This window comes from Barrientosiimonas endolithica (genome assembly GCF_030296655.1).
GTDB lineage: Bacteria > Actinomycetota > Actinomycetes > Actinomycetales > Dermatophilaceae > Barrientosiimonas > Barrientosiimonas humi.
This window is the reverse complement of sequence record NZ_AP027735.1, coordinates 3,453,129-3,477,692: the sequence shown is the minus strand read 5'-3', so window position 1 is coordinate 3,477,692 and position 24,564 is coordinate 3,453,129. Positions and strand designations below refer to the sequence as shown.

General features: G+C 73.1%; 28 protein-coding genes and 2 pseudogenes. 20 read left to right on the top strand and 10 right to left on the bottom strand.

The window, feature by feature from the left end; translation table 11 throughout:
• The first annotated feature begins 52 nt into the window (after positions 1–52).
• From QUE40_RS19520 to pknB, 3 genes are read left to right on the top strand one after another with little or no spacing between them, the layout of a single operon-like run.
• The gene (locus QUE40_RS19520; RefSeq protein WP_350227007.1) at positions 53–694 is read left to right on the top strand and encodes a penicillin-binding transpeptidase domain-containing protein; all 642 of its coding nucleotides are present in this window, start codon (positions 53–55) and stop codon (positions 692–694) included.
• Positions 691–2,331 (top strand): protein kinase domain-containing protein, encoded by a 1,641-nt coding sequence (locus tag QUE40_RS17520; protein ID WP_142007182.1) that lies wholly within the window; start codon positions 691–693, stop codon positions 2,329–2,331. Before QUE40_RS19520 ends, QUE40_RS17520 begins: the two co-directional genes overlap by 4 nt.
• Entirely contained in the window at positions 2,328–4,235 is a 1,908-nt protein-coding gene (gene pknB / locus QUE40_RS17515) for a Stk1 family PASTA domain-containing Ser/Thr kinase (protein ID WP_289231787.1), read from the top strand. Before QUE40_RS17520 ends, pknB begins: the two co-directional genes overlap by 4 nt.
• A 113-nt stretch (positions 4,236–4,348) precedes the next feature.
• Here the strand turns inward: pknB and QUE40_RS17510 are convergent, their stop codons facing one another.
• Together QUE40_RS17510 and QUE40_RS17505 are read right to left on the bottom strand one after the other, a co-directional pair.
• A complete protein-coding gene (locus tag QUE40_RS17510; protein WP_142007180.1) occupies positions 4,349–4,972 on the bottom strand; it encodes an aminodeoxychorismate/anthranilate synthase component II in 624 nt (207 codons plus the stop codon).
• A gap of 23 nt (positions 4,973–4,995) precedes the next feature.
• Complete coding sequence (locus QUE40_RS17505; protein WP_289231786.1) at positions 4,996–5,712, bottom strand: DUF881 domain-containing protein; 717 nt, start codon at positions 5,710–5,712, stop codon at positions 4,996–4,998.
• Positions 5,713–5,810: 98 nt separating this feature from the next.
• Here QUE40_RS17505 and QUE40_RS17500 point away from each other — a divergent pair, with 98 nt between their 5' ends.
• Positions 5,811–6,386 (top strand): cell division protein CrgA, encoded by a 576-nt coding sequence (locus QUE40_RS17500; RefSeq protein ID WP_289231785.1) that lies wholly within the window; start codon positions 5,811–5,813, stop codon positions 6,384–6,386.
• A gap of 258 nt (positions 6,387–6,644) precedes the next feature.
• Here QUE40_RS17500 and QUE40_RS17495 read toward each other — a convergent pair whose 3' ends face one another.
• Both QUE40_RS17495 and QUE40_RS17490 read right to left on the bottom strand, forming a co-directional pair.
• Positions 6,645–7,571 (bottom strand): rhomboid family intramembrane serine protease, encoded by a 927-nt coding sequence (locus tag QUE40_RS17495; RefSeq protein ID WP_289231784.1) that lies wholly within the window; start codon positions 7,569–7,571, stop codon positions 6,645–6,647.
• 10 nt (positions 7,572–7,581) lie between these two features.
• Complete coding sequence (locus tag QUE40_RS17490; protein ID WP_142007176.1) at positions 7,582–8,103, bottom strand: peptidylprolyl isomerase; 522 nt, start codon at positions 8,101–8,103, stop codon at positions 7,582–7,584.
• A 189-nt stretch (positions 8,104–8,292) separates the two neighbouring features.
• Between QUE40_RS17490 and QUE40_RS17485 the strand changes: the two genes are divergently transcribed.
• Positions 8,293–8,979, top strand: coding sequence for a hypothetical protein (locus QUE40_RS17485; protein ID WP_142007175.1), 687 nt, complete (start codon positions 8,293–8,295; stop codon positions 8,977–8,979).
• Between the two features lie 69 nt (positions 8,980–9,048).
• On the opposite strand, the gene QUE40_RS17480 is transcribed toward QUE40_RS17485, so the two are convergent.
• Together QUE40_RS17480 and QUE40_RS17475 are read right to left on the bottom strand one after the other, a co-directional pair.
• Positions 9,049–10,638 carry an ABC transporter permease gene (locus QUE40_RS17480; protein WP_289231783.1) on the bottom strand — a complete coding sequence of 530 codons (1,590 nt, stop codon included), beginning with the start codon at positions 10,636–10,638 and terminating at the stop codon, positions 9,049–9,051.
• Positions 10,635–11,525: an ABC transporter ATP-binding protein gene (locus tag QUE40_RS17475; RefSeq protein ID WP_142007173.1), complete on the bottom strand. Its 891-nt coding sequence runs from the start codon at positions 11,523–11,525 to the stop codon at positions 10,635–10,637. The genes QUE40_RS17480 and QUE40_RS17475 overlap by 4 nt, the downstream gene beginning before the upstream one ends.
• A gap of 87 nt (positions 11,526–11,612) precedes the next feature.
• Between QUE40_RS17475 and QUE40_RS19515 the strand changes: the two are divergent.
• Positions 11,613–11,813: pseudogene (locus QUE40_RS19515) on the top strand (transcriptional regulator TrmB); the annotation flags it as partial.
• 185 nt (positions 11,814–11,998) lie between these two features.
• The gene (locus QUE40_RS19885) at positions 11,999–12,097 is read left to right on the top strand and encodes a hypothetical protein (protein WP_491018185.1); all 99 of its coding nucleotides are present in this window, start codon (positions 11,999–12,001) and stop codon (positions 12,095–12,097) included.
• 16 nt (positions 12,098–12,113) lie between these two features.
• Here QUE40_RS19885 and QUE40_RS17465 read toward each other — a convergent pair whose 3' ends face one another.
• A complete protein-coding gene (locus QUE40_RS17465) occupies positions 12,114–13,565 on the bottom strand; it encodes a ferredoxin family protein (RefSeq protein WP_289231781.1) in 1,452 nt (483 codons plus the stop codon).
• An 8-nt stretch (positions 13,566–13,573) separates the two neighbouring features.
• Entirely contained in the window at positions 13,574–14,299 is a 726-nt protein-coding gene (locus QUE40_RS17460; protein ID WP_289231780.1) for a cupin domain-containing protein, read from the bottom strand.
• On the opposite strand from QUE40_RS17460, the gene QUE40_RS17455 reads away from it, so the two are divergent.
• Both QUE40_RS17455 and QUE40_RS17450 read left to right on the top strand, forming a co-directional pair.
• Entirely contained in the window at positions 14,279–14,761 is a 483-nt protein-coding gene (locus tag QUE40_RS17455; RefSeq protein ID WP_289231779.1) for a hypothetical protein, read from the top strand. The two genes, QUE40_RS17460 and QUE40_RS17455, sit on opposite strands and share 21 nt — an antisense overlap.
• A 219-nt stretch (positions 14,762–14,980) precedes the next feature.
• Complete coding sequence (locus QUE40_RS17450; protein WP_289231778.1) at positions 14,981–15,844, top strand: GNAT family N-acetyltransferase; 864 nt, start codon at positions 14,981–14,983, stop codon at positions 15,842–15,844.
• Between the two features lie 249 nt (positions 15,845–16,093).
• On the opposite strand, the gene QUE40_RS17445 is transcribed toward QUE40_RS17450, so the two are convergent.
• The gene (locus tag QUE40_RS17445; RefSeq protein WP_289233138.1) at positions 16,094–16,261 is read right to left on the bottom strand and encodes a hypothetical protein; all 168 of its coding nucleotides are present in this window, start codon (positions 16,259–16,261) and stop codon (positions 16,094–16,096) included.
• Between the two features lie 28 nt (positions 16,262–16,289).
• Here QUE40_RS17445 and QUE40_RS17440 point away from each other — a divergent pair.
• The 7 genes and pseudogenes from QUE40_RS17440 to QUE40_RS17410 form a co-directional block, all read left to right on the top strand.
• Positions 16,290–16,469: pseudogene (locus QUE40_RS17440) on the top strand (ATP-binding protein); the annotation flags it as partial.
• 152 nt (positions 16,470–16,621) lie between these two features.
• Positions 16,622–17,164, top strand: coding sequence for a hypothetical protein (locus QUE40_RS17435; protein WP_289233137.1), 543 nt, complete (start codon positions 16,622–16,624; stop codon positions 17,162–17,164).
• Between the two features lie 548 nt (positions 17,165–17,712).
• Positions 17,713–18,204 carry a hypothetical protein gene (locus tag QUE40_RS17430; protein ID WP_289231777.1) on the top strand — a complete coding sequence of 164 codons (492 nt, stop codon included), beginning with the start codon at positions 17,713–17,715 and terminating at the stop codon, positions 18,202–18,204.
• Positions 18,197–19,384, top strand: a complete 1,188-nt coding sequence (locus QUE40_RS17425) for an alpha/beta hydrolase-fold protein (protein ID WP_289231776.1) — start codon at positions 18,197–18,199, stop codon at positions 19,382–19,384. Before QUE40_RS17430 ends, QUE40_RS17425 begins: the two co-directional genes overlap by 8 nt.
• 34 nt (positions 19,385–19,418) lie before the next feature.
• Positions 19,419–20,003: an NYN domain-containing protein gene (locus QUE40_RS17420; protein WP_142007165.1), complete on the top strand. Its 585-nt coding sequence runs from the start codon at positions 19,419–19,421 to the stop codon at positions 20,001–20,003.
• Complete coding sequence (locus QUE40_RS17415; RefSeq protein ID WP_289231775.1) at positions 20,000–21,400, top strand: DUF2252 domain-containing protein; 1,401 nt, start codon at positions 20,000–20,002, stop codon at positions 21,398–21,400. Before QUE40_RS17420 ends, QUE40_RS17415 begins: the two co-directional genes overlap by 4 nt.
• An 82-nt stretch (positions 21,401–21,482) precedes the next feature.
• The gene (locus QUE40_RS17410) at positions 21,483–21,869 is read left to right on the top strand and encodes a hypothetical protein (protein WP_289231774.1); all 387 of its coding nucleotides are present in this window, start codon (positions 21,483–21,485) and stop codon (positions 21,867–21,869) included.
• An 82-nt stretch (positions 21,870–21,951) separates the two neighbouring features.
• On the opposite strand, the gene QUE40_RS17405 is transcribed toward QUE40_RS17410, so the two are convergent.
• A complete protein-coding gene (locus QUE40_RS17405) occupies positions 21,952–22,446 on the bottom strand; it encodes a hypothetical protein (protein WP_289231773.1) in 495 nt (164 codons plus the stop codon).
• A gap of 107 nt (positions 22,447–22,553) precedes the next feature.
• On the opposite strand from QUE40_RS17405, the gene QUE40_RS17400 reads away from it, so the two are divergent.
• The 4 genes from QUE40_RS17400 to QUE40_RS17385 all read left to right on the top strand — a co-directional run bounded on the left by QUE40_RS17400 (position 22,554) and on the right by QUE40_RS17385 (position 24,549).
• Complete coding sequence (locus tag QUE40_RS17400; protein WP_289231772.1) at positions 22,554–23,000, top strand: MarR family winged helix-turn-helix transcriptional regulator; 447 nt, start codon at positions 22,554–22,556, stop codon at positions 22,998–23,000.
• 72 nt (positions 23,001–23,072) lie between these two features.
• On the top strand, positions 23,073–23,708 hold the full coding sequence (locus QUE40_RS17395; RefSeq protein WP_289231771.1) for a DsbA family oxidoreductase: 636 nt from the start codon (positions 23,073–23,075) through the stop codon (positions 23,706–23,708).
• Positions 23,705–24,232, top strand: coding sequence for a nucleoside deaminase (locus QUE40_RS17390; protein ID WP_289231770.1), 528 nt, complete (start codon positions 23,705–23,707; stop codon positions 24,230–24,232). Before QUE40_RS17395 ends, QUE40_RS17390 begins: the two co-directional genes overlap by 4 nt.
• Entirely contained in the window at positions 24,229–24,549 is a 321-nt protein-coding gene (locus QUE40_RS17385; RefSeq protein ID WP_289231769.1) for a DMT family transporter, read from the top strand. Before QUE40_RS17390 ends, QUE40_RS17385 begins: the two co-directional genes overlap by 4 nt.
• The last annotated feature ends 15 nt before the right edge of the window (positions 24,550–24,564 follow it).

Sequence of the window (24,564 nt, the reverse complement as noted above, 5' to 3'; positions counted from 1 at the left end):
CGACCTGCCCAACGTCGACGGCCAGCCGTGCGGCCCGGGCAACAAGGCGGACATGGCGCGGGCGCTGGAGATCTCCTGCAACACCTACTTCGGCAAGCTCGGCATGGACCTCGGGCAGCAGCCGATCCGCGAGCAGGCCGCCAAGTTCGGCTACGGCAAGCCGATCAACGTGCCGATGCGGGCGACGCCCAGCACCTTCCCGCCCTCGCTGAACCAGCCGCAGCTGGCGCAGTCGGCGATCGGCCAGTTCGACGTGCGCGCCACGCCGCTGCAGGTCGCGATGACCAGCGCCGCGATCGCCAACGGCGGCCGCGAGATGAACCCGTTCCTGGTGCGCAACGTGCGCGACAAGGACCTCGACGTCATCGACACGACCGACCCGTCGCAGTTCGCCCGGCCGATCTCGGGCACCACGGCCTCCTCGCTCACTCAGATGATGGAGCGGGTCGTGAGCAACGGGTCGGGCAAGAACGCCGCGATCCCGGGCATGCGGGTCGCGGGCAAGACCGGCACCGCGCAGACCGGGCAGGGCAAGGCCGACGTCTGGTTCACCGGCTTCGCGCCGGCCGACAACCCGCGGGTGGCCGTGGCCGTCGTGGTCGAGGATGGGGGAACGATGGCTGACGAGGCCAGCGGTGGAGTGGTGGCGGCGCCCATCGCCCGCAAGGTGATGGAGGCGGTGGTGTCGCAGTGAGCAAGCACCCGACGGTCGGCGGCAGCATGGGCGGCCGCTACACCCTGACCGAGCGCATCGCCGCCGGCGGCATGGGCGAGGTCTGGCAGGCCAAGGACGACATCCTCGGGCGCAGCGTCGCCCTGAAGGTGCTCAAGTCCGGCCTCACCGACGAGACCGGCTTCACCGAGCGGTTCCGCAACGAGGCGCGCCTGTCCGCGGCGCTCACCCACGGCAACATCGCCCAGGTCTACGACTACGGCGAGGACGACGGCACCGCCTACCTCGTCATGGAGTACGTCCCCGGCCGGCCGCTCTCGAAGCTCATCGAGGAGCGCGCGCCCATGTCGCCGATCGACACGGTCGAGATCGTCGCGCAGGCCGCGAGCGCGCTGCAGGCCGCGCACAAGAACGGCCTGATCCACCGCGATGTCAAGCCGGCCAACATCCTCATCGACCCCGACGGCACCGCGAAGCTCACCGACTTCGGCATCGCCCGGGCCGCCGACGCGGTCGCGATGACCAAGACCGGCGAGGTCATGGGCACCGCCCAGTACCTCGCGCCCGAGGCCGCCGTCGGCCGCCCGGCCACCGGCCTGTCGGACGTGTACGCCCTCGGCGTGGTGGCGTACGAGATGCTCGCCGGCCGCCGCCCGTTCGAGGCCGACACCGCGGTCGCGCTCGCGCTCGCGCACGTCAACGAGCCGCCCCCGCCGCTGCCGCCGTACGTCCCGCCCACCATCCGCGCGGTCGTGCACGCCTCGCTCGAGAAGGACCCGCGCCGCCGGCCGCAGTCGGCCGCGGAGTTCGGCCGCGCCCTGCGCCAGGCGCTGCGCGACGCCGACCGGATGGGGATGCTCGGTGCGGCGCCGCCGCGCGGGCCGATGGGGTCGCAGGGCCCGCGGGCGCTCAGCCCCGAGCAGCGCGCCCAGCGTCACCCCGGCCCCACGAGCGGGCCGCACAGCGGACCGCAGGGAGCGCCGGGTCGCCCGCCGCAGGGCGGTCCGGGCCAGCACGGGCCCCGGGGGCCGCAGTCGGGTCCGCAGCCGACGGGTCCGCACCCGGCCGGCCCCTCGGGTCCGCAGGGCCGCGGCCCGCACTCCGGTCCCCAGCCGACCGGTCCGGTGCCGGCCGGCGGTTCCGGTCCGCAGCACCGCGCCCGGATGCCCGGGGCCGTCTCCGGTCCGCAGCCGACGGGTCCGCAGCCCGCCGGCACCTCCGGGCCGAACCGGCAGCACGGCGGCCCGCACGGGCAGTCCGGTCCGCAGGCGCAGCTGCGCGGCGGCCAGTCCGGCCCGCAGAGCCAGGTCCGCTCGGGCCCGCAGCAGCAGCTGCGCAGCACCTCCGGGCCGCAGCAGACCCAGCCGGTGCGCCGCTCCGGCGACGGCCCGGGCGAGCGCTCGGGCCAGCTCGGCGGCAGCGCGACCGCCACCAGCACCCTCGGGGGCATCAGCCGCGGCAAGCTGATCGCCGCCGGTGTCGCGCTGCTCGCGCTGATCGCCGTGGTCGTGCTCGTGATCGTGCTCAGCCAGGGCGGCGACGACAGCCCCGGCGGCGGCAACTCCCCCAGCAACCCGGTCAACACCGGGCCCTTCGAAACCCCGTTCACCCCGGTCTCCATGCCGGGTGACGACGTCCCTGACCGGAGCGAGGCGTGACAGACAGCAGCGAGACGCCCCGCGTCCTCGGCGGCCGATACGAGGTCGGCGAGCTCATCGGACGTGGCGGCATGGCCGAGGTCCACCTGGGCCACGACACCCGCCTCGGGCGCCAGGTCGCCATCAAGATGCTGCGGGCCGACCTGGCCCGCGACCAGACGTTCCTCACCCGCTTCCGCCGCGAGGCGCAGTCGGCCGCGGGGCTCAACCACCACGCGATCGTCGCGGTCTACGACTCCGGCGAGGACGTGCACATCGAGACCGGCGGCGCCCGGGTCGACATCCCGTACATCGTCATGGAGTACGTCGACGGCAAGACCCTGCGCGAGATCCTCAACGAGGAGGGCCGGCTCTCGCCCGACGAGGCGGCCCGGGTGACCCAGGGGGTGCTCTCGGCGCTGGAGTACAGCCACGCCAAGGGCATCGTCCACCGCGACATCAAGCCGGCCAACGTCATGGTCAGCCGCGGCGGCAGCGTCAAGGTGATGGACTTCGGCATCGCCCGCGCGCTCGCCGACGCGAGCGCCACGATGACCTCGACCCAGGCGGTCGTCGGCACCGCGCGCTACCTGTCGCCCGAGCAGGCGCAGGGCGAGAAGGTCGACCAGCGCTCCGACCTGTACTCCACCGGCTGCCTGCTGTTCGAGCTGCTCGCGGGCCGTACGCCGTTCATCGGTGAGCCGGTGAGCCTCGTCTACCAGCACATCAAGGACGACCCCGCGCCGCCGTCGACCTATCAGCCCGACGTGCCGCAGGCGATGGACGCCGTGACGCTGCACTCGCTGGAGAAGGACCGCGACCGGCGGTACCAGACCGCGGGCGACTTCCGGTCCGACCTGCAGGCCGCCCGCGCCGGGCAGCCGATCAGCGAGGCGGCGGTCGCCTCGCTCGCGGCGCTCGGGGCCGACCCGACCCGGGTGCGGGCCGAGCCGCCGGAGCCGGCGACCCGTCGCGACCACACGGCCGACATGTCGACCGCCGAACGGCCGCCGCGCCGTACGGCCCTGTGGATCACCGCGGCGGTCGTGGCGCTCGCGGCGATCCTCGGCATCGGCTACCTGCTCAGCCAGATGAACCCGGGCGGCACCACCAGCGCGACCGAGACGGTCCCGTCGGTGCGCGGCATGGATCAGACCCAGGCCGAGGACGTGCTGCGCCAGGCCGGTTTCACGCCGCGCGCGACGCAGGTCGCGAGCGAGCAGCAGGAGGGCTCGGTCGTCGAGCAGGACCCGGCGGCCAACAGCCTGGCGCCCCCCAACAGCACCGTGACCATCACCGTCTCCAGCGGCCCGGGCTCGATCTCGATGATCGACGTGCGCGGCCGCACCGAGACCGAGGCGCGACAACAGCTGACGGCCGCCGGGTTCGACGACAGCCAGATCCAGGTGTCGAGCAGCCCGCAGGACGACACCCGCTACGCCAAGGACCAGGTCGCGAGCACCACCCCGGCCAGCGGCAGCGACGTCGGCCCGGAGCAGACCATCACGCTGCGGCTGTCGTCGGGTCAGGTCACCGTGCCGGAGAACCTCTCGGGCCAGACCACCCCCGATGCGACCCTCGCGCTCAACGAGGTCGGGCTGCGGGTGCGCCAGCCGATCACCAACCGGGACACCGACGACACCAACCAGCAGGGCCGGGTGCTGGAGGTGCCGCAGGCCGGCGACAAGGTCGACCTCAACTCCGAGATCGAGCTGATCGTGGGCCAGGCGCCCAACGAGACGGTCACCGTGCCGCCGCCGACCACCGCGACGCCCTCGCCGTCGACCCCGTCGCCGACCACGACCTCGCCGCCGGAGACGCCGACGAGCGAGCCGCCGTCGCAGACCCCGTCGCCGACCCCGTCGAGCCCGGCGCCGTCCCCGACGTCGACGCCGGAGCCGACGCTGTCCGCGACGACCGGCTGAGTCGGCGGGCCGGGAGGTTCCGGCCCGGCAGACGAGCGCGGGCCCAGCCGTTCGGCTGGGCCCGCGCTCGCGTTGCGGTCCGGTGTTCTCGCCGGTTCTCTCGTGCGGTGGGGTCAGCGGTGCACGAGCGGGGCGAGGCCCTCGCTGCGCTCGACCGCGCCGGTGTCGCCCACCAGCTGCAACCAGTTGGCCAGCATCCGGTGGCCGCCCTCGGTGAGCACGCTCTCGGGGTGGAACTGGACGCCGTGCAGCGGCAGCGTGGCGTGGTGCGCCGCCATGACGACTCCGGAGGACGTACGCCCGTTGACCACGAGCGAGGCCGGCACCGTGTCGGGCGCGATCGTCAGGGAGTGGTAGCGGGTCGCGGTGAACGGCGACGGCAGCCCCTCGAGCACCCCGGTGTCGTCGTGCAGCACCCGCGAGGTCTTGCCGTGCAGCAGCTCGGGCGCGCGGCCGACCGTGGCGCCGAGCACCGCGCCGAGCGCCTGGTGGCCGAGGCACACGCCGAGCATCGGCTGGCCGCGCTCGGCGCACGCCTCGATCATCGCCATCGACACACCGGCCTCCTCGGGAGTGCCGGGGCCGGGCGAGATGAGCACGCCGTCGAAGTCGGCGCCGTCGGCGGCGGACAGGGCGTCGTTGCGCAGCACCGTGGTGTCGGCGCCGAGCTGCTGCAGGTAGCCGACGATGGTGAAGACGAAGCTGTCGTAGTTGTCCACGACGAGGATGCGGGGCACGGGCGGGTCCTTCTCGCGGCCGGTCAGGTCGCCGGCTTGGCGTAGCGCAGGGTCAGGGACCCAGAGTAGGCAGGGAAGCTGGCGTCGAGCTGCTCGGCCTTGTAGCCGAGACCGGCGATGTCGACGTAGGCGCGGTAGTTGCGCACTGCCGGGCTGGCGTCCAGCGCCTTGCGCAGCGCGCCCGGGTCGCCGATCGCGGTGATGGTGAACGGCGGGGAGTAGACCCGGCCCTGCAGGATGAGCGTGTTGCCGACGCAGCGGACGGCGCTGGTCGAGATGACCCGCTGGTCCATCAGCATCATCGCCGAGGCCCCGCCCTGCCACAGCGCGTTGACCACGCCCTGCACGTCCTGCTGGTGCACGACCAGCCAGTCGGCCGTGCCGCCCTCGGGCAGCGACGACACGTCGCGGGTGGAGTCGGACAGCGTGATGCGCATCGCCTCGCCGGACACCGGGCTCAGCCCGGCGGTCGGGGCGATCGCCGACGCCTGCTTGGTGAGCTGGTCGGCGCTGGTGCCGGGGGCGTCCTTGGCGGTGAGGTCCTGCACCTGCTTGCGCAGCCCCTGCACCTCGCGCTGCTGCCGGGCCACCTTGGCGTTGCCGTCGTTGATCAGCCCGACCAGGTCGGTCTGCCCGCTGCGCAGGTCGGTGCCCTTCGAGGTCGACGCGCTGATGCCGAACAGCAGTCCGGCGGCGGTGGCGACGGCGGGGACGACGAGCCGCCAACGGGATCGCGACATACGGGCGACGCTCCGGCTCGAGGATGGTCAACTACCCTTCTAGCCTAAGCCAGCGCCGGCCGGGCGAGTCCCTGCCGGTCCCCGACCGAAGGAGCGGCGTGGCAACGTCGAAGGACAACCGCAAGCCCGTCGACGCGACCGACGACGTCACCGAGATCGAGGTCGAGCGCACCGACGCCGACGGCACGACCGTCGACGAGACGGTCGAGGTCGAGGAGACGACGACCACGGGCACCGCCAAGGCCAAGGACAAGTCCAAGGGGGACCGTCCGGCCAAGGGCGGGAAGGGCACGCGTCCGCCGAAGGCCAAGAAGGCCGACCGGGACCGCCGCATCGCCGCCGAGCCGGACACCGTGGCCGACGACGACACGGACGGCCTGCCCAAGGAGGACGGGGTCAAGGGCGACGCCGACGACGACGGCAAGGTCACACCCACCAAGCGCACCCGCCGCCGCGGCGACCGGCCCCAGCCGCTGCCCGGCATGAACCCCACCTGGTGGGCGCCGGTGATGGTGGGCCTGATGGTCGTCGGGCTGCTGTGGATCGTGGTGTTCTACATCCTGTCCGACGGCCCCGACAACACCTGGCCGGTCCCGGGCATCGGCTACGGCAACCTGGCCATCGGGTTCGGCCTGATCATGGTCGGCTTCATGATGACCACACGCTGGAAATGACGTTCGGTCTCGTCTCCTCCTCCGGCTGAGCTTGCCGGCTCGCCCCGCCGGCATCGTCGACAAGACGGGATCTCTGGTCTCGTCTCCTCCTCCGGCTGAGCTCGCCGGCTCGCCGCGCCAGGGATCAGCGCGAGACGACCACCAATGCGCGAGGCGGACAGGCATGCCTGTCCGCCTCGCGCATTGTTGCGGTTCTCGGGGTCGCCGGAAGTTATCCACAGGCGTTGTCCACAGTGGGGATAACTACACGCGTGTAACTCAGCCGATGTGGGCGCGCACCTGCGACATGACGTAGGCGTCGAGGACGTACGACAGGGCCACCAGGCCGACGACCAGCCCGCCGAGCGCGGGCCACTGCAGCCGGGCCCGGTCCCGGCCGAGGGCCGCGATGATCGCGGCGACCACGGCGCCGGTGACCGCGCCGCCGACGTGCGCCTGCCAGGCGATGTTGGGCAGCCACAGCGGGAGCGCCATGTTGATCAGGATCAGTCCGACCATCGGGCCGACCTCACGACCGAGGTGCCGGTTGAGGATGACGACCGCGGCGAACAGGCCGAACACGGCGCCGGAGGCACCGACCGTGCCGGTCAGCCACAGCCTCCCGTCGCCGCCGGCCACCCCGAACGCCCCGAACGCGGCGTAGCCGACGGACCCGCCGAGGGCCGAGATGACGTACAGCGCCAGGAAGCGGGCGCGGCCGAGCATCGGCTCGAGGTACTGCCCGCAGAACCACAGGGCGTACATGTTCATCAGGATGTGCAGGATGCCCGTGCCGCTGCCGAGCGGCGCGTGCACGAGCGCGACCGTGACCATCCGCCACGGCTGCTCGGCCCCGAGCACCGCCGCATAGCCCAGCGTGTCGACGACGCGCGGCGACAGCAGCTGCCCGAGGTAGACCAGCGCGGTGATCGCGATGATCGTGTACGTCACGAGCGGCTTGCCGTCGGAGGCGCCGCCGCCGAACACCGTGCGCACGCGGGGCATCGCGCGGGCCGACTCGTTCACGCAGTCGACGCACTGGCTGCCGACCGACGCCTGGCGCTGGCAGTCGGGGCACATCGGTCGCTCGCAGCGCTGGCAGCGCACGTAGGACACCCGGTCGGGGTGACGCGGGCAGACCGGGGGCGAGGACGCCTCGCCGCCCGCTCCGGTGGCGGGCGGCGAGGCGTCGCGCGGGTCAGACATCAGACGGGATCTACTCCTCGTCGATGGTCACGCGCTCGATGACCACCGGGTCGACCGGGCGGTCCTGCGCGCCGGTCTGCACGCCGGCGATGGCGTCGACCACGTCGCGGCCGGCCTGGTCGGTGACCTCTCCGAAGATCGTGTGCTTGCCCTGCAGCCAGGTGGTCGGGCCCACGGTGATGAAGAACTGCGAGCCGTTGGTGCCGCGGCCGCCGCGCTTGCCGGCGTTGGCCATGGCGAGCATGTAGGGCGCGGAGAAGTTCAGGTCGGGGGAGATCTCGTCGTCGAACTCGTAGCCCGGGCCGCCGGTGCCCTGGCCGAGCGGGCAGCCGCCCTGGATCATGAAGCCGGGGATGATGCGGTGGAAGCCGAGCCCGTCGTAGAACGGGGTCGGGTTGGTGCGGCCGGCGTCGTCGCGGTACTCCTTCTGGCCGGTGGCCAGGCCGACGAAGTTCTCGACGGTCTTGGGTGCCTGGTCGGGGAAGAGCGTGACGGTGATCGGGCCCTTGTTCGTGTGCAGCGTCGCCTTCATGGCGTCAGTCTGTCACGCGGGGCTGTGCCGTTCCTGTGCGGTCGGGGCGCGCCCGGACCCCCGACGTACGCCCGACCCGCCCCCGGCGCAGGACCGCACCCGCCCACCCGGCAGGGTGAGCGAGGTGGCACCGCTGCAAGTCAGCAGGCAGGATGAGGACCAGTCATCGTCCAGAGGAGGACACCACTCATGCGCTTCACCAAGTCCCGTTCGGAGAAGGTGGCCGACAAGGCCCACGACATCCTCGACACCGTCAAGGGCAAGCTCGAGGACTCCGAGGCCCTCAACCAGGTCAAGGACACGGTCAGCGAGAAGGCCAGCGACCTGCGCGACGCGGCGCACGACGTCGACACCGATGGGCTGAAGGACTCGGCCAAGAGCAAGGCCTCGACCGGCCGCGCCCGGTTCGCCGCGTTCACCGCGCCGGCCGCCGAGAAGGTCGCCGACACCGTCGACCGCAGCGACTCGCTGTCGACCGCGCGCGACAAGACCGCCGAGGCCGCCGGCATCACCCGCGACCAGGCGACCAGCCTGTTCAACGACGAGTGGATGCCGCGCATCCAGCAGGCCCTCGCCGCGGCCACCGCCGGCACCACGGCCGCCGTGCACAAGCTGCCCGAGCCGGCGCAGGAGCAGGTCGCCAAGGTCGCCCCCGACCTGGTCAAGCAGAAGAAGCGCGGCGGCTTCCTGATCCTGCTCGGCCTCGCGGGCCTCGCGGGCGCGGGTTACCTGTACTACCAGGGCCAGCAGAAGAAGCAGGCCCAGCAGGTCACCACCGCCACCCCGTCGCAGACCGCCGCGGGCACCACCCAGGCCAAGGTCGACGACCTGGTCGGTGACACCGAGGCGAAGGCGCAGAGCACGCTGCGCGACTGAGCCGCGCCCGACGCACAGACGCGCGGGGCGGGCAGGATCTCCTGTCCGCCCCGCGCGTCTTCGTCATGCTCAGCCCAGGTCGCGTCGGCGGTAGGCCACGAGCCCGGCCGCCATCAGCGCCGCGGCGAGCGCGAGCTCGACCAGCAGCGGGGTCCAGGCCACGGGGTTGCCGGGCTGCTGGGGCAGGTGGTCGAACGGCGAGATCGCGAGCACCGCGTCGGGCAGGCGCAGCAGCGCGCCGACCCACACCAGCAGCAGCACGACCCCGGCGTACGCCCAGCCCAGCCGGGTCCCCCGCGCCCGCAGCCCGAGCGCCAGGGCGGTGACGCCGATGACGACCCCCACCGGCCCGACGTACGTCATCGCCCCCGTGAGCACGTCGCTCGCCAGGTCCTCACGGCCGCCGGCGAGGGCGTACCCCGCGGTCAGACCGGCCCCGGCCGCCGCCGCGAGCAGCACCGCGCCACCCACCGCCCAGGCCAGGTGCGCGAGGAACAGCTGGCGGCGCGAGGCGCCGGTCGAGAGCACCAGCTCGGCGCGGCCCGACTCCTCCTCGCCGTCGAGCCGGGCGAGCGCACCGACGCCGTGCAGCATCCCGACGCCGAGCAGGATCGGCAGGACGACGGCGAAGAAGCTGAGCATCAGGCCCTGCTCGCCGCCCATCCGCCGCAGCACGTCGGCCATGCCGGGGTTCTCGTCAACGACGTCGGCGAGGCCCGGTGCGACCCCGCCGAACGCGGTGGCGAACACCAGGATGCCGACGGTCCACGCGACCAGCGACGGGCGCTGCAGCCGCGCCACCAGTCCGGCGACCGAGCCCATCCGCCCGTCGGCCGGGCCGAGCCGGGCGGCCACCAGTCCCGCGCCGACGTCACGCCGCCGCTCCAGCACGAACGCCCCGGCCGCGGCGACCGCGCCCAGCGCGAGGGGCAGGAGGATCACCCACCACCGGTCGCCGGCGTACGGCCGGGCGCGCTGCGGCCAGCCCAGCGGGGAGACCCACCCCAGCGCGGACAGCGACGGCGAGGCGTCGGCCGCCGCGCGCAGCAGGTAGGCGACGCCGAGGACCGCTCCCGCGAGGCCGCGGGCGGTGCGTGCGTGCTCGGTGACCTGGGCCGCGAGCGCCCCGACCCCGCCGAACGCCACCGCGGTCGCGCCCAGCCCGGCGCCGAAGAGGGCGCTGCCGGCGACGGGCAGCCCGACCCCGACCAGCCCGAGCGTGGTGAGCGCCCCGATCACGAGCGCCCACCCGGTCACGCCGGCCAGCGCCGACGCGAGGGAGGTGTGCCGGCCGAGCACGCCCGAGCGCAGCAGCTCCATGCGCCCGGACTCCTCCTCGGCGCGGGTGTGCCGCACGACCGACAGGATCGCGGCGAGCCCGGCCGTCGCGGCCAGGAAGGCGAGCACCCGCCAGGCGACGAACCCACCCGCGTTCGACAGGTCGTACGCCGGGCCGGTGAGCGCGAGCAGCGACCCGTTGCCGCCGATGCTGCGGGTGAGGTCGGCCCGCGCGGCCGGGTCGGGATACAGCTCCTCGTAGGACGTCGGCGTGACCACCGCGACCGCGACGACGACCGCGACCCACAGCGGCCACCAGAGCCGGTCGCGGCGCAGCTGCAGCCGCGCCAGCGCGGGCGCGCCGACGACGGCGTCGCTCATGCCGACGCCCCGTAGTGCGACAGGAACAGGTCTTCCAGGCTCGGCGGCTCGCTGGTCAATGACGTGATGCCGTACGCCTGCAGCGCCTCCACCACGCGCGCCACCTCGGGCGCGTCGACCTGCAGCGCGACCCGCTGACCGTCGACCTGCACGTGCTGCACGCCGGGGAGCCGGTCGAGCCCCTCGGGCGGCGCCTCGCGCAGGGTCACCACGACGCGGTTGGCCGTGAGGTGGCGCATCTCGTCGATGGTCCCGGTCTCGACGGTGCGGCCGTCCTTGATGATCGACAGCCGGTCGCACAGGTGCTCCACCTCGGACAGGATGTGGCTCGACAGCAGCACGGTGCGGCCGCGCTCGCGCTCCTCGGCGATGCAGTCGCGAAACACCTTCTCCATCAACGGATCCAGGCCGCTGGTGGGCTCGTCGAGCAGCAGCAGCTCGACGTCGGAGGCGAGCGCCGCGACGAGCGCGACCTTCTGCCGGTTGCCCTTGGAGTAGGTGCGGCCCTTCTTGCGCGGGTCGAGGTCGAACCGCTCCAGCAGGCTCGCCCGCCGACGGGCGTCGAGACCGCCGCGCAGCCGCCCCATCAGGTCGATCACCTCGCCGCCGCTGAGGCCCGGCCACAGCGTGACGTCTCCGGGGACGTACGCCAGCCGCCGGTGCAGCTGCGGCGCCTGGCTCCACGGGTCGCCGCCGAGCAGCCGGGCGGTGCCGCGGTCGGCGCGCAGCAGGCCGAGCAGCACCCGGATCGTCGTCGACTTGCCGGCGCCGTTGGGGCCGAGGAAGCCGTGCACCTCGCCGCCGCGCACGGTCAGGTCGAGCCCGTCGAGAGCCGTCGTGGGCCCGAACCGCTTGCCGAGGTCGTGCACCTCGATCGCGTTGTCCATGGTCTCGACGCTACTCCGGTTTCACAGATTTGTGAAACTTCTTCAGCGATTGAGGTCCTTGACGCGCGCTGTGGCACCATCGTCGCCATGGCACGCCGCAGCAGCACCGACGCAGCGCGCCGCAGGGTGCTGGAGCAGCTGGCCGAGGAGTTCGCCCGCAGCGGCATGAACCGCATGGCCGCGCGGGTCTTCGCCGCGCTGGTCGTCACCGACGAGGGCGAGCTCACCGCCGCCGAGCTGGCCGAGCTGCTGCACGCGAGCCCGGCGGCGATCTCCGGCGCGGTGCGCTATCTCGAGCAGGTCGAGATGATCCGCCGCACCCGCCCGCTCGGCAGCCGCCGCGACGTCTTCAACCTCACCAACGACATCTGGTACGAAGCGCTCATCCACCGCGGCTCGGTCATCGAGCGCTGGCGCGACACCATGCGCCACGGCGCCGACGAGCTCGGTCCCGGCACGCGCGCGGGGAGCGGATGGATCAGATGGCCGACTTCTTCGCGTTCATGGAGACCGAGCTGCCCGCGCTGCTCGAGCGGTGGCGTGCCAGCCGATCCGGGCCCGAGAAGGCCTGAGCCACAACGGTTCTCGTCACTCCACGACGTCGGCGGTGTAGACGTACGCCGGTTCGTCGCGCTGCGCGGCGCAGGTGAGTCGCGCCGGTGGCTGCACCGACCGGCGCACCCGCACGGTGCTGGTCGCCGGGAGCGGTGCCTGTCCGGCCACGCCGACCACCCACTCGTCGGCGCCGGTCTCGTGGACCGAGCGAGGGCGTACGTCGGTGGCGCCAGCCGGACCCCGCTCGCGCAGCACGGCGGCCAGGGCGGCCTGCACCACCGGGGGATAGGGCGAGAAGCCGCGCAGGTGCTCGGGACTCACCGCCCCGGCGAGGTGCTGACGCACCGTCTGCACCGCGTCGGTCGCGTCGAGCCCGCCGTAGACCGTGCCGTCGGGCAGCATCAGCAGGTTCGCGGCGAACCGGTCGCCGCCGACGTGCGAGCACTCCCAGGTCTGCTCCGGCCAGACCGCGGCGAGGGCGGCCGCGACGGGGCGGCCGCGCATCGCGCAGCACACGTCGTGGGTGCCGTGCGTGCAGACCAGCAGCAGCGGCGGGTGCGTCTCGGCGGCGGCAGGGCGCCCGTCGACGCGCAGCACCCAGGCGGCCTCCTCGAGGTCGGCCTCGGTCCGCCAGGTGCCCCAGCGCTGGCTGCCGTCGACGTCGACCACGGCCCAGCGCAGCGGGTCGACCGTGACGTCGCGGTGCGCCCGCCGCCCCGGACGACGGACGAGCAGCACCCGGCCGCCGATCTCGAGGGCCGTGCGCTGCAGCAGGTCGGCGAGCGCGGGGGTGAAGCCGGAGCTGTCGAGCGCGGCGCGCGCCCAGCCGGCGGGGTGCTCGATCAGCAGCCAGCGACGGCCGGGGGCGGCGGTCCCGAGCATCGGGTCGCCGCGGCGCCGGGCGAGGGTGGCGCAGTGCGGTCCCCGGCCCGCGTCGACGTCGTCGGTCACCTCGGCCCGCACGCGGCGGGCGGGGGTCACTCGGGCACCACGACGCCGGTGCGCAGCAGCGCCTGGGTGAGCGCCACCCCGAGGTCGGCGCCGGTGGCGCGGCCGGCAGACAGCAGCGCCTCGACGGCAGCGAGCTGGTCGCGCTCCAGGGGAGCGACCCGACCCGGCTGCGCAGGTGCGTACGCCCGCCGGCGGCCGGCTCGATCGTCGCGGCGACGTGGTCGCGCACCCCGACCGCGGTGGTCTCGTCGGCGGCGTCGGCGGCGTGCGCCTGGGCCAGGGGAGCAAGGGGGCGGGGCGCTGGGCGGCGCGCGCGGCGCCGGCGAGACCGGCCGCGAGCTCGGTCGCGTCGACCTCGGCGAGCGCGCGCAGCAGGGCCTCGCGCACGTCCTCGACCTGGGCGCTCGCGACGCCCGCACCGACCAGGTCGGTGCCGACAGGGAGCGCGGCCCGCAGCGAGGGGTCATCGCTCGCCCGGCGCACGGCGGCGCGCACCAGCTCGTCGGCGACGTGGCGGCGGGTCCAGCTGTGCACGCCGATCGTCAGGTGGATGCTCGTCCCCCGACCGCGGTCGCGGAGTGCAGGAAGCCGCGGGGGAGGTAGAGGCAGTCGCCCGGGGCGAAGGTGGTCTCGATCAGCGGCGTGGTGTTCGCCGCCGAATCCTCAACAGCCGCACGGTGATCCGTCCACGGCTCGTCGCGCAGCGGCAGCTCGTGCACCGGCGGGCGGATGCGCCACCGCTTCTCGCCGGCGATCTGCAGCACGAACACGTCGTGCACGTCGTAGTGGTCGCTGAACCCGGTGTTCTGCGCCGGGGTGACGTAGGCGTTGACCTGCACGGGGTGGCCGAGCTCGCCGGCCAGGTCCTGGGAGAACCGCACGATCGGCTCCCAGGTGCGGTGCAGCCCCTGCAGCACGAGGGTCGCGCCCTCGCTGAAGTGGCGCAGCACGGCGTCGTCGCTGGCCTGGTCGGCGACCGCGGCGCCGATGCCGCCGCCGCGGGTGAACGACCGCTCGGGCAGCGTGCTGCCCTCCTTGGCCATCCGCAGGAAAGGCGTGCGCAGCCCGCGCGTCGCGACGAGCTCGTCGACCGCCGCCGCGCTGAACAGGTCCTCGAAGGTGCCCGGCAGGTCGGCGGCTCGGCTGAGCAGCGGCTCGCGCGACCAGATGCGCTGCGCGAACTCCTCGCTCGGCACCGACACCAGGCGGGAGAGCACCGGGAGCGCACCGGACTCGGTGCGCTCCCGGTGCGACGACGTCGTCGTCATCTGGCCTCAGGCTCCGCCGTCGGCTCCACCGTCACGGCCACCGGGGTTGGCCCCGCCGTCGGCCGGGCCCTCGCCACCGGCACCACCGTCAGCGCCGCCATCGGCACCGCCGTCGCCACCGAGGCCCGAGCCACCGACGCCACCGCCGGCGCCACCGTCGGCACCGCCGTCAGCGCCACCGTCGTGACCGCCGGGGTTCGCGCCGCCGTCGGCCGGGCCCTCGCCACCGGCACCACCATCGGCACCGCCGTCGCCACCGAGACCGGTGCCGCCAGCGCCTCCGTCGGCACCGCCGTCAGCGCCACCGTCGTGGCCACCGGGGTTCGCGCCGCCGTCGGCAGGTCCTTCGCCGCCAGGAGTCTGCTGCTCCGGGTCGAAGTCGGAGTTGTCGGTCATTCCGTCCTCCTCGTGTCCGTCTCGTGGCGGGCGCCACGGGGCTGGTTGTCTGCCCTTCATTCCTAGGGCAGATCGCCGTGAATTTCGACCCCCGAAGGCAGGGAAGTTTCGGCGCCCTGACGCCCCCGCCGAGAAGGGGCGGCCCCCTTACGGCAGGGGCGGCCCCCTTATTAGCTGGGCCCCACCTCGAACAGCTGGGCCGCCCCTCTCTCGCGGGCGGGAGGAGGGGCGCGGCGAAAACCCGTGCCGGCCCAGGGCGTACGCCCGCTAGCGTCCGGCCATGACGTGGGAGTTCTTCGACGCGGCCGGCCCGTTCCTCGACGCAGCGGGGACGCGCTGCGCGCCAACCCGGTGGAGGCGTCGGTCGTCGCGACGATGGCCGAGCGCGAGCAGCGCGAGGGCGCTCCCGACCTGCCGCACCGGTGGTTCGCCGTCGCCGGCGGTGACGAGATCACCGGCATCGCGATGCGCACCGCACCGTTCGTGCCCTACCCGCCCTTCCTGCTCGCGATGCCCGACGAGCTGGCGGTCGAGCTGGCCGACGTCCTGCTCGGGCGCGGCGAGCCGGTCGAGGGGGTCAACGGCGGGCTGCCGGCTGCCCGGGTGTTCGCCGAGCGGGTCGCCGACGCCACCGAGAGCACGGTCCGCACCGTCATGCACACGCGCCTGTTCGAGCTCACCGAGCTGACGCCGCCGGAGCCCGCCGAGGGGTCGCTGCGCCGGGTCGACCCGAGCGACGTCGACGACCTGCAGCAGGTCACCGCGTGGACCGCCGCGTTCCACCGCGACGCCGACGCGCAGGCCGGCCGCGGCCCCGGCGACAGCGAGCCCGAGGCTCCGATGACCGAGCAGCGGCTGCGCAGCCTCGCCGCCCGCACCTGGTTCTGGGAGGTCGACGGCGAGGTCGTGCACATGACCGGGCTCAACCCGCCGGCGTTCGGCGTCGCCCGGATCGGCCCGGTCTACACCCCGCCGCGCTGGCGCGGGAACGGCTACGCCGCGAGCACCGTCGCCGCCCTCTCCCAGCAGGTGCTCGACGCCGGCGACCGGGTCTGCCTCTACACCGACCAGGCCAACCCGGTCTCCAACGCGCTGTACGAGCGGCTCGGCTACCACCCCGTCGTCGACAACGTGCAGCTGCGGATGTGACCGCGAAGCCCCGGGCATGAAACCGGGTTACGTGCGTTTGACCTCGATGCATTGGGGTCAGATGCACGTAACCCGGTTTCATGCGGGCACTAGGGTCGGCACCATGAACGTGGTGTTCGTGGAGCCGAACTTCCCACGCAACCAGCGCGAGTTCGTGCGCGCGCTGTCGCAGGTCGGTGCGACGGTCTTCGCGGTCGGCGAGACGCCCTGGGACTGGCTCGACGAGGAGCTCAAGGGCTGGATCGACCACTACGAGCAGGTCGGGTCGGTCACCGACGTCGACCAGCTGCGCACGGTGGTCGAGCACTTCCAGTCACGCGCCTGGATCGACGCGCTCGAGGCCACCATCGAGTCGCACACGCTGCCCGCCGCGGTCGTGCGCGAGCAGACCGGCATCCCCGGCACCTCGGTGCACACGACCTACCTGTGCCGTGACAAGCCGTCGATGAAGGAGGCGCTGCGTCAGGTCGGGGTGCCGACCGCGGCGTCGGCGGCCGCCGAGAACCTCGACCAGCTGCGCGAATTCGTCGCGCAGGTGGGCTACCCGGTGATCGTGAAGCCGCGCGACGGGGCGGGCGCCTCGGGCACGCACAGGGTCGAGAACGACACCGAGCTGGCCGCCGCGGCCGCGACGTTCGGGAGCGCCACGTCGGTGGCGGTCGAGGAGTTCGTCGAGGGGCACGAGGGCTTCTACGACACCGTCTCGGTCGACGGCGGCATCGCGCTCGACTTCGCGAGCCACTACTACCCCAACGTGCTCGAGGCGATGCGCACCCGATGGATCAGCCCGCAGTACGTCTCCACCAACCGGGTCGACGACGCCCCTTCTACGGCGAGCTGCGCGAGCTCGGCGAGCGAGTCAACGAGGCCCTCGGCATCCGCACGTCGGCGACGCACATGGAGTGGTTCTACGGCCCGAAAGGCCTGCGGTTCAGCGAGATCGGGGCGCGACCGCCCGGCGTGGGGTGCTGGGACCTCTACAGCGCCGGCAACGACATCGACGTCTACCGCGCGTGGGCCGACGCGATCGTGCACGGGCAGGTGTGGGCGCGCCCGTCGCGCCGGTTCGCCTCGGGCATCGTCGCGCTGCGCCCCGACCGCGACGGCACGATCAGCGGCTACTCCGGGCTCGACCACGTGCAGCAGCACCTCGGCCAGTGGGTCATCGACACCCACCTGCCCGACCCCGGCACCGGCACCCAGCCGGTCGAGGCCGGCTTCATGGCCAACGCGTGGGTGCGCCTGAAGCACCCCGACTACGACGCGCTGCGCGGCATGCTCGACGAGGTCGGCCGCACCGTGCACGTGCACGCCTCCTAGGCTCGCCCGCACCGTGACCGACACCCCTGCGCCCCCTGTCACCCTGCTCGGCCCGCAGCGCCGACCCACGGTCGAGAAGACGATGCACCGGCTGGGCCTGCTCGGGCGGCCGGTCGCCACGGTGACGGCCGGGTGGCAGGACCGCGAGATGGACGACCCCGAGCTCGACCAGCACCTCGGCGGCGCCACCCGCAACCTGGAGCTGTGGCAGCGCTGGCAGCACATCCTCGACGCGGATCCCCAGCTGGCAGAGGCGGATCGGCGCCGGCGCGAGATGCGTTCGGAGGTGCAGGACCTCTACTTGCTCGGCGTCGGCCACGCGATGGCCGCGCTCATCGAGCTCTACCACCTGCCGCACCGCACGCCCGCGTTGGTGCAGCAGGCGATCGCCGACGCCGACGAGGTGCTGCACGACCTCGACGTACGCCATCTCGGGCGCATCGCCGAGCTCGAGTCCGGCTTCTACGAGCGATACCCCCGCACGAGCGGCCCGACGTGGCCCGGCACCGGGCAGAGGTGGCGGCGATCGTCGCCGACTGCGAGGAGTCGTGCTCACCGGCGGGCACGTCGCGGTGCTGCTGGACCTGCTGCACCTGTTCAACGTGGCGCCGCTGCTCGCCTCGCGGCCGGTCGTCGCCTGGTCGGCCGGCGCGATGGTGCTGACCGACCGCGTCGTGCTGTTCAACGACCGCGCGACCCACGGCCACGCCTATCCCGAGGTGTTCGGGGCGGGCCTGGGTCTGGTGCGCGACGTGGTGGCGCTCCCGGCCGCCCGGCAGCGTCTGCTCCTGGGCGACCGGGCTCGAATGGCTTCTCTCGCAAGGAGATTCGCGCCCTCGTGGTGCCTCCCGCTCGAGCCCGGGTCGCGCGTCGAGCTGGACGCCGACTACCGGCTCCCGGCCACGGCGTCGGTGATCGGCGGAGAGGGCGAGCTGGTCGCGGTGGGTGAGCTGGCGTACGACGAGACGGCGCCCGACGAGACGGCGCCCGACGAGACGGCGCCCGACGAGACGGAGCGCGAGGCGGTCGACGGTGAGTGAGACCACGGCCCTGCCGGTCCCGACCAGCACGCACAGGGGCAAGCTCGCGATCAACCGGCTGCGCGCGCGCCGCCCGCTCGACGAGGCCGCCGTCGACCGCTTCCTCGCCCGGCAGGGGCAGGTGCCGGTCGTGGAGGGGCCCAAGTGCACGTTCCTGTTCCGCGGCGAGGCCGACGAGGTGCACGTGCAGCACCGCATCGTGGGTCAGCCGCAACGGGTGCCGATGCGCCGGGTCGGGGAGACCTCGCTCTGGTACGCCATCATCGAGCTGCCGGCCGGCTCGCGGGTGGAGTATCAGCTGGAGGTGCGCCGCGGCGAGCACGTCGAGACGGCCAACGACCCGCTCAACCCGCGCGTCGCGCACAGCCCGGTCGGGTCGTCGTCGGTGCTGCACGCCGCGGGCTACGTCACGCCGGAGTGGACCCAGCACGACCCCGACGCCCGCCCCGGCGAGATCGTCGACCTGACGATCAGCTCGCGGGCGCTGCGCCGCGAATCCCATTGTCGCGTCTACCTTCCCGCGCGCTTCCGCCGCCGGCACAGCTATCCGCTGCTGATCGTGCACGACGGTGACGACTACCTACGCTACGCGGCGATGGGCACCGTGCTGGACAACCTGATCCACCGCCTCGACATGGCCGAGACCATCGTGGTGTTCACCAACCCGGGCGACCGGTTGAAGGAGTATCCGAACTCCGCCGCGCACGCCCGGTTCGTCACCGCCGAGCTCATGCCGCGGCTCACCGAGGAGCTGCCGCTGATCGAGCGGCCCGACGCCCGCTGCCTGATGGGCGCCTCGTTCGGCGGGGTGGCGTCGCTGTCGGTGGCGGTGCGCAACCCCGACCTGTTCGGCTCGCTGCTGGTGCAGTCGGGGTCGTTCGTGTTCACCGACATCGGCACCGAGCACGGCGGAGGCCCGGCGTTCGACCCGGTCGTGCGGTTCATGAACCGATACCGCGCCGCCCCGACCAAGGTCGCCGACCGGATCTTCTCCTCGTGCGGGGTCTACGAGCCGCTGATCGTGCCCAACCGCTCGATGGTGCCGGTGTTCGAGGCGGCCGGCATGCAGGTGCGCTACGTCGAGGCGCGCGACGGCCACTCCTGGGAGAACTGGCGCGACCGGCTGCGCGACGGGCTGTCCTGGGTCTTCCCCGGACCGGGGAAGTACTACTACGAGTAGGTGCCTGGTCCACCCTTCGGCGTAGGGTCGCCCCATGACGGGTGAGGAGGCCGGACCGGCCCTGGGACGCACGACGTACGTCCTCATCGACGGCGAGAACATCGACGCCACGCTGGGCACCTCGATCCTGCAGCGGCGACCGCTGCCGGAGGAGCGGCCGCGCTGGGACCGCGTCCTGAAGTACGCCCACGAGGAGTGGGAGCAGCCGGTCACCGCGCTGTTCTTCCTCGCGGCGTCCAACCGTGACCTGCCGATGCCGTTCGTGCAGGCGCTCACCGCGATGGGCTACCGGCCGGTGCCGCTGTCGGGGGAGCCGGGCGAGAAGGTCGTCGACATCGCGATCCAGCGCACGCTGTCGGCGCTGGTCGACCGGCCGGCCGACGTGATGCTGCTCAGCCACGACGGCGACTTCCTGCCACAGCTGGAGGCGCTGGTCACCGACGCCCACGACGTCGCGCTCATCGGCTTCAAGGAGTTCCGCAACGCCGGGTTCGCCGCGCTGGAGGACAAGGGGCTGGAGTTCCACGACCTCGAGCTCGACATCGGCGCGTTCAACTCGCCGCTGCCGCGACTGCGGGTCATCCCGATCGAGGAGTTCGACCCCGAGCAGTTCCTGTGACCGGCACGGGCGCCTCGCCGCTCGCGGCGCCCGAGGGCGGCGGCAAGCGGCTGCGCAAGGCCCTGCCCCGCCGCGCGCTCGGCGAGCTGCACCTGCCTCCCGACCGCGACCCGCTGCGCATCCTCGCCGAGCAGCACGCGACCCGGCTGCCAGAGCTCATCGGGGTGCGCGTCGGCCGCATGCTGCAGTCCCCGTTCGCGTTCTACCGCGGGACCGCCGCCGTGATGGCCGCCGACCTCGCCGACGCTCCGGTCACCGGCCCGCGGGTCGTGGCCTGCGGCGACGCCCACATCAGCAACTTCGGCTTCTTCGCCTCGCCCGAGCGCTCGCTGCTGTTCGACCTCAACGACTTCGACGAGACCGCGGTGGCCCCGTGGGAGTGGGACGTACGTCGGCTGGCCGCGAGCGCGTACGTCGGGGGTCGGGACAACGGGCTCTCCGAGGACGACTGCGCCGCGGCGGCGCACGCCTCGGTCGAGGGCTACCGCGAGGCGCTGCGGGGCCTGGTCGAGCTCACCGCGCTCGAGCGCTTCTACTACCAGGTCGACGACTCCGCGCTCGAGGCCAGGCTCTCCGGCAAGGACCTCAAGCTCGCGCGCAGGGCGACGGCCAAGGCGCGCGGCCGCACCTCCGACCAGGTGCTCGCCAAGATCGCCACCCGCGGCGCCGACGACCGGCTGCGCATCGTCGACCAGCCGCCGGTCACCCAGCATGTCGAGACGCACGCCGACCTGGCGGACATGACCCGGCTGTTCCGGCAGTACCTCACGACGCTGCGGGAGGACTCGGCCTTCCTGCTGCTGCAGTTCCGGCCGGTCGACTTCGTGCTGCGCGTCGTCGGGGTCGGCAGCGTCGGGACGCGCTGCTACGTCCTGGCCCTCGAGGGCCCCGACTCCCAGGTGATCTTCCTGCAGGCCAAAGAGGCCCAGCCGTCGGTGCTGTCGACCTACGGCCGGATGCCCAAGGCGGTGCCCGGCGACACCGGCGGCCGCGACCTCACCGAGGGGCACCGGGTCGTGGCCGGGCAGCGCATCCTGCAGGCGCAGTCCGACCCGTTCCTCGGCCACATCATCGGGTACGCCGGCGAGCAGGGGCGGCACGCGCGCGTCGACTACTTCTGGCGCCAGTTCCGCGACATGAAGGGCTCGATCGAGCCGTCGCGGCTGAACCGGAGCCAGTTCCTCACCTACGTGCGGCTGTGCGGCCGGCTGCTCGCGCGGGCGCACAGCCAGTCGCCGTCCGGCCGAGCCGTCGCGGACTACCTCGGCAAGAACGACGCCGCCGGTGAGACGTTCGCCCGCTGGGCGCGGGCATACGCCGATCGGTGCGAGGCCGACTTCGCCGCCCTCGAGCAGGCAACCGCCGCCGGCCGGTTTCCCGTGGAACGCAACGTCTAGTCTGTGCGGCACGAGCTCGGACGCATCGACAGATCGACCGGCTCTCATGACTCGACGGGGGAGATCGATGCAGTCTGCATATGTGAAGGATCTGGTCTGGCAGCTGACCCTTCGCGACGCTGCCGACGAAGAGATTCTCGCGGCTGTCCACCAGGTCAACCTGCGCGAGAGTCGCGGGGAGGACCCGGCTGCCGAGCTCGGGAGCGCGGCCGAGTACGCCGCAACGTTCTCGGGCCAGAGGCCGAGTCCAGCCCGCAGCCGCTGGGTGACGGTCGCGGGGATCTTGGCCGTCGCGTGGCTGATCGGGACCGCCGTCGCCGTCGAACGGTTCGGCTTCGACCCACCTGTGCCGGACCGGTTGTTCGCTCTCCTCGGCGCGTTGCTGCTGCTGTGCGTCGGCGTGGGGGTCGCCTTCGTCGCGGCACTGTCGCGTGCTCGGCGCGCGACCGCGCGGATCGCGACCCACTGACGCGCTGCCCGCCCCGACAACGCCGCGTCAACGTGTCCGAACAGTTCGGACACGTTGACGCGGCTGTGGCGCGAGGTCCCGGTCAGCGCTTGGGCTTGCGCAGCAGCAGGATGCCGCCGACGACCGGCGCGATCCCGAACAGGAAGATGCCGAACAGCCGGCCCGCCGCCTCGGCGCCGTTGGCCGACTGGGGCCCCTGTCCGGTCGCGGCCATGGCCAGCTGGGCGAGCAGCACCAGGCAGCCGAACACGATCAGGATCCATCCCCACGCCGTGCGGGCCCCGGACCGCTGCGGCGGCTGCTGGTATCCGTACGGCTGCTGGCCGTACTGCTGCGGGTAGCCCTGCTGTCCGTACGGCTGCTGCCCCGGGTATCCCTGCTGCGGCGGGTAACCCTGTTGCTGGGGGTAACCCGGCGGCGGTCCCTGCGGCGGGTACTGCTGGCCGTAGCCGGACTGCGGGTATCCCTGCTGCGGGTAGCCCTGTGGCCCGGGCGGCGCATTCTGACCCTGGCCGGCATTCGGGTGGCCCTCGGCGCCCGGCTGGGGCGCGGCGTACGGGTCCTGGGAATCGCTCATCGGCCCAGTCTGCCAAGCGTGTCCGCTCAGATCGGACACCGTGAGCGCTTGACACGGTCCAAGCCCGCATGAATGTATGTGCATGTACACACATTGAGGAGTGGGTCATGTCCGGATCGGTCAGCAGCGCGTGGTTGCAGACGGCCGCGTTCGCCGCGGCCGTCGACGCCAACCTCGACAGGTGGCTCGGTGACACCTATCGGCTGGGGCTGACCGAGTTCCGCGCGCTGACCCTGCTCAGCCAGCAGCCCGACAAGGAGCTGCGCATCACCGCGCTCGCCCAGCGGGTGGGCCTGACCTCGACCTCGACGACACGGCTGGTCAGCCGCCTGGAGACCAAGGGCCACGCGCGGCGCGACGTGTGCGACGACGACGGCCGCGGGGTCTACGCGGTGATCGACGAGCCCGGCGAGACGCTGCTGCGCGAGGTGCGGCCGGCGTACGACGCTCGGGTGCGCGCCCTGCTGACCGACCCGGCGAAGCACTTCCCCCACCTGGACCCGCGGGCGGTGGCGTCCGCGCTGGAGGAGGTGAGCGCGCTGGTCGAGCCCTGACGCCTTCAGCTCTTGCTGGGGGCGCTCTCTTTCCGATCCATATATGCATGTACACACACCTAACCCGAAGGGATGATCCCTGTGCCGACGAAGATCGACGTGTTCGTGGACTACGTCTGCCCGTTCTGCTTCCTGGTGGAGCCGGCGATCCAGGAGCTCCGGCGCGAGCGGGACGTCGAGGTGACGATCCGCCCGTTCGAGCTGCGTCCTGACCCGGTGCCGACGCTGCGCCCGGAGGACGACTACCTGCCGCGCGTGTGGCGCGAGTCGGTCTATCCGATGGCCGAGCGGGTCGGCGTGCCGGTGCAGCTGCCCTCGGTGTCGCCGCAGCCGCGCACCGAGAAGGCGTTCATGGTGCTGCAGCTGGCGCAGGAGCGCGGGCTCGGGGCGGCCTACACCGAGGCGATGTTCAGCGCGTTCTTCCAGGACGACCGCGACATCGGGCTCGACGAGGTCATCGTCGACGTCGCGACCTCCGTCGGCCTGGACCGGGCCGAGGTCGAGGACGCGCTGCGCAGCGACGAACGGCGCCAGCAGCAGCGCGCCGACCAGGACTACGCCGTCCGCACCGTCGGCATCGACGCGGTCCCCACCGTCGTGGTCGAGGGCCAGGTGCTGCGCGGGGTGCCGTCCGCGACCCGGCTCAAGAAGGTGGTCGATGACCTCGCCTCGCGCGATTCCACCCCGCCGGATGGGACCCAGTCGTGAGCGCGGACGTCGCCCGGCTCGAGCCGCTGATGTCACGGGCGGTCGCGGCGAGCACCGCGCACGTCGACTCGGGCGGGCTGCCCTTCGTCGGCGTGGTGATCGACGCGGGCGGCGAGGTGATCTCCGGGTTCGGCACGAACCGGGTCGCCGAGACCGGTGACCCCACGGCGCACGCCGAGGTCGTCGCGATGCGCGAGGCGATGACGCGGCACGGGCGCGACACGCTCGCGGGCTGCTCGTTGCTCGCGACCGGTGAGCCGTGCGGGCTGTGCTACCGGTTCGCGCTGGACCACGGCATCGCCTCGGTCCTCGTCGCCGTCGACCGCGACGAGGTCGCCCGGCTCGGCTTCGACTACCGGGCGAGCTATCCCGCGTTCGCCGTGACGGACGTACGTCGGGCTCGGGTCTTCGTGCCGCTCCCCGTCGAGCGTGCGCTCGACCCCTTCGTGCACTACCTGCGGCTCCACCCCGCCGGTCCCGTGGGCGCGGGACCGGGCACCGCACCGAAAGGAACATCGTCATGAGCTGGCTCTATCTGGCCGTCGCCGTCGTCTTCGAGGTCGCCGTCGGCATCTCCGCGGGCAACGCGAACGGCTTCAAGCACACCTGGTGGACCGTCGCGACGCTGGTCAGCGGCGCGATCGCCACCTTCTTCCTCAGCCTGGCCCTGCTGACGTTCGACGTAGGCGTCGGCTACGCGCTGTGGACCTCGCTGGCCGGGGTCGGGATCGTCGTCGTGGGCGCGCTCTTCCTGGCCCAGCGACTCACCTGGCGCAAGCTCCTCGGCATCGCGGTCGTGATCGTCGGCGTCGTGGGCCTCAACCTCGCCGGCGCCCACTGACCCGGCTGCTCTGTC

Coding starts and splice junctions, on each gene's coding strand:
- QUE40_RS17400 (WP_289231772.1), top strand. CDS start 22,554: ATGTCCGGATCGGTCAGCAGCGCGTGGTTGCAGACGGCCGCGTTCGCC.
- QUE40_RS17505 (WP_289231786.1), bottom strand. CDS start 5,712: ATGTCGCGATCCCGTTGGCGGCTCGTCGTCCCCGCCGTCGCCACCGCC.
- QUE40_RS17385 (WP_289231769.1), top strand. CDS start 24,229: ATGAGCTGGCTCTATCTGGCCGTCGCCGTCGTCTTCGAGGTCGCCGTC.
- QUE40_RS17490 (WP_142007176.1), bottom strand. CDS start 8,103: ATGAAGGCGACGCTGCACACGAACAAGGGCCCGATCACCGTCACGCTC.
- QUE40_RS19520 (WP_350227007.1), top strand. CDS start 53: ATGGCGCGGGCGCTGGAGATCTCCTGCAACACCTACTTCGGCAAGCTC.
- QUE40_RS19885 (WP_491018185.1), top strand. CDS start 11,999: ATGGATCAGATGGCCGACTTCTTCGCGTTCATGGAGACCGAGCTGCCC.
- QUE40_RS17480 (WP_289231783.1), bottom strand. CDS start 10,638: ATGAGCGACGCCGTCGTCGGCGCGCCCGCGCTGGCGCGGCTGCAGCTG.
- QUE40_RS17485 (WP_142007175.1), top strand. CDS start 8,293: ATGCGCTTCACCAAGTCCCGTTCGGAGAAGGTGGCCGACAAGGCCCAC.
- QUE40_RS17460 (WP_289231780.1), bottom strand. CDS start 14,299: ATGACGACGACGTCGTCGCACCGGGAGCGCACCGAGTCCGGTGCGCTC.
- QUE40_RS17435 (WP_289233137.1), top strand. CDS start 16,622: ATGGATCAGCCCGCAGTACGTCTCCACCAACCGGGTCGACGACGCCCC.
- QUE40_RS17420 (WP_142007165.1), top strand. CDS start 19,419: ATGACGGGTGAGGAGGCCGGACCGGCCCTGGGACGCACGACGTACGTC.
- QUE40_RS17395 (WP_289231771.1), top strand. CDS start 23,073: ATGATCCCTGTGCCGACGAAGATCGACGTGTTCGTGGACTACGTCTGC.
- QUE40_RS17495 (WP_289231784.1), bottom strand. CDS start 7,571: ATGTCTGACCCGCGCGACGCCTCGCCGCCCGCCACCGGAGCGGGCGGC.
- QUE40_RS17475 (WP_142007173.1), bottom strand. CDS start 11,525: ATGGACAACGCGATCGAGGTGCACGACCTCGGCAAGCGGTTCGGGCCC.
- QUE40_RS17405 (WP_289231773.1), bottom strand. CDS start 22,446: ATGAGCGATTCCCAGGACCCGTACGCCGCGCCCCAGCCGGGCGCCGAG.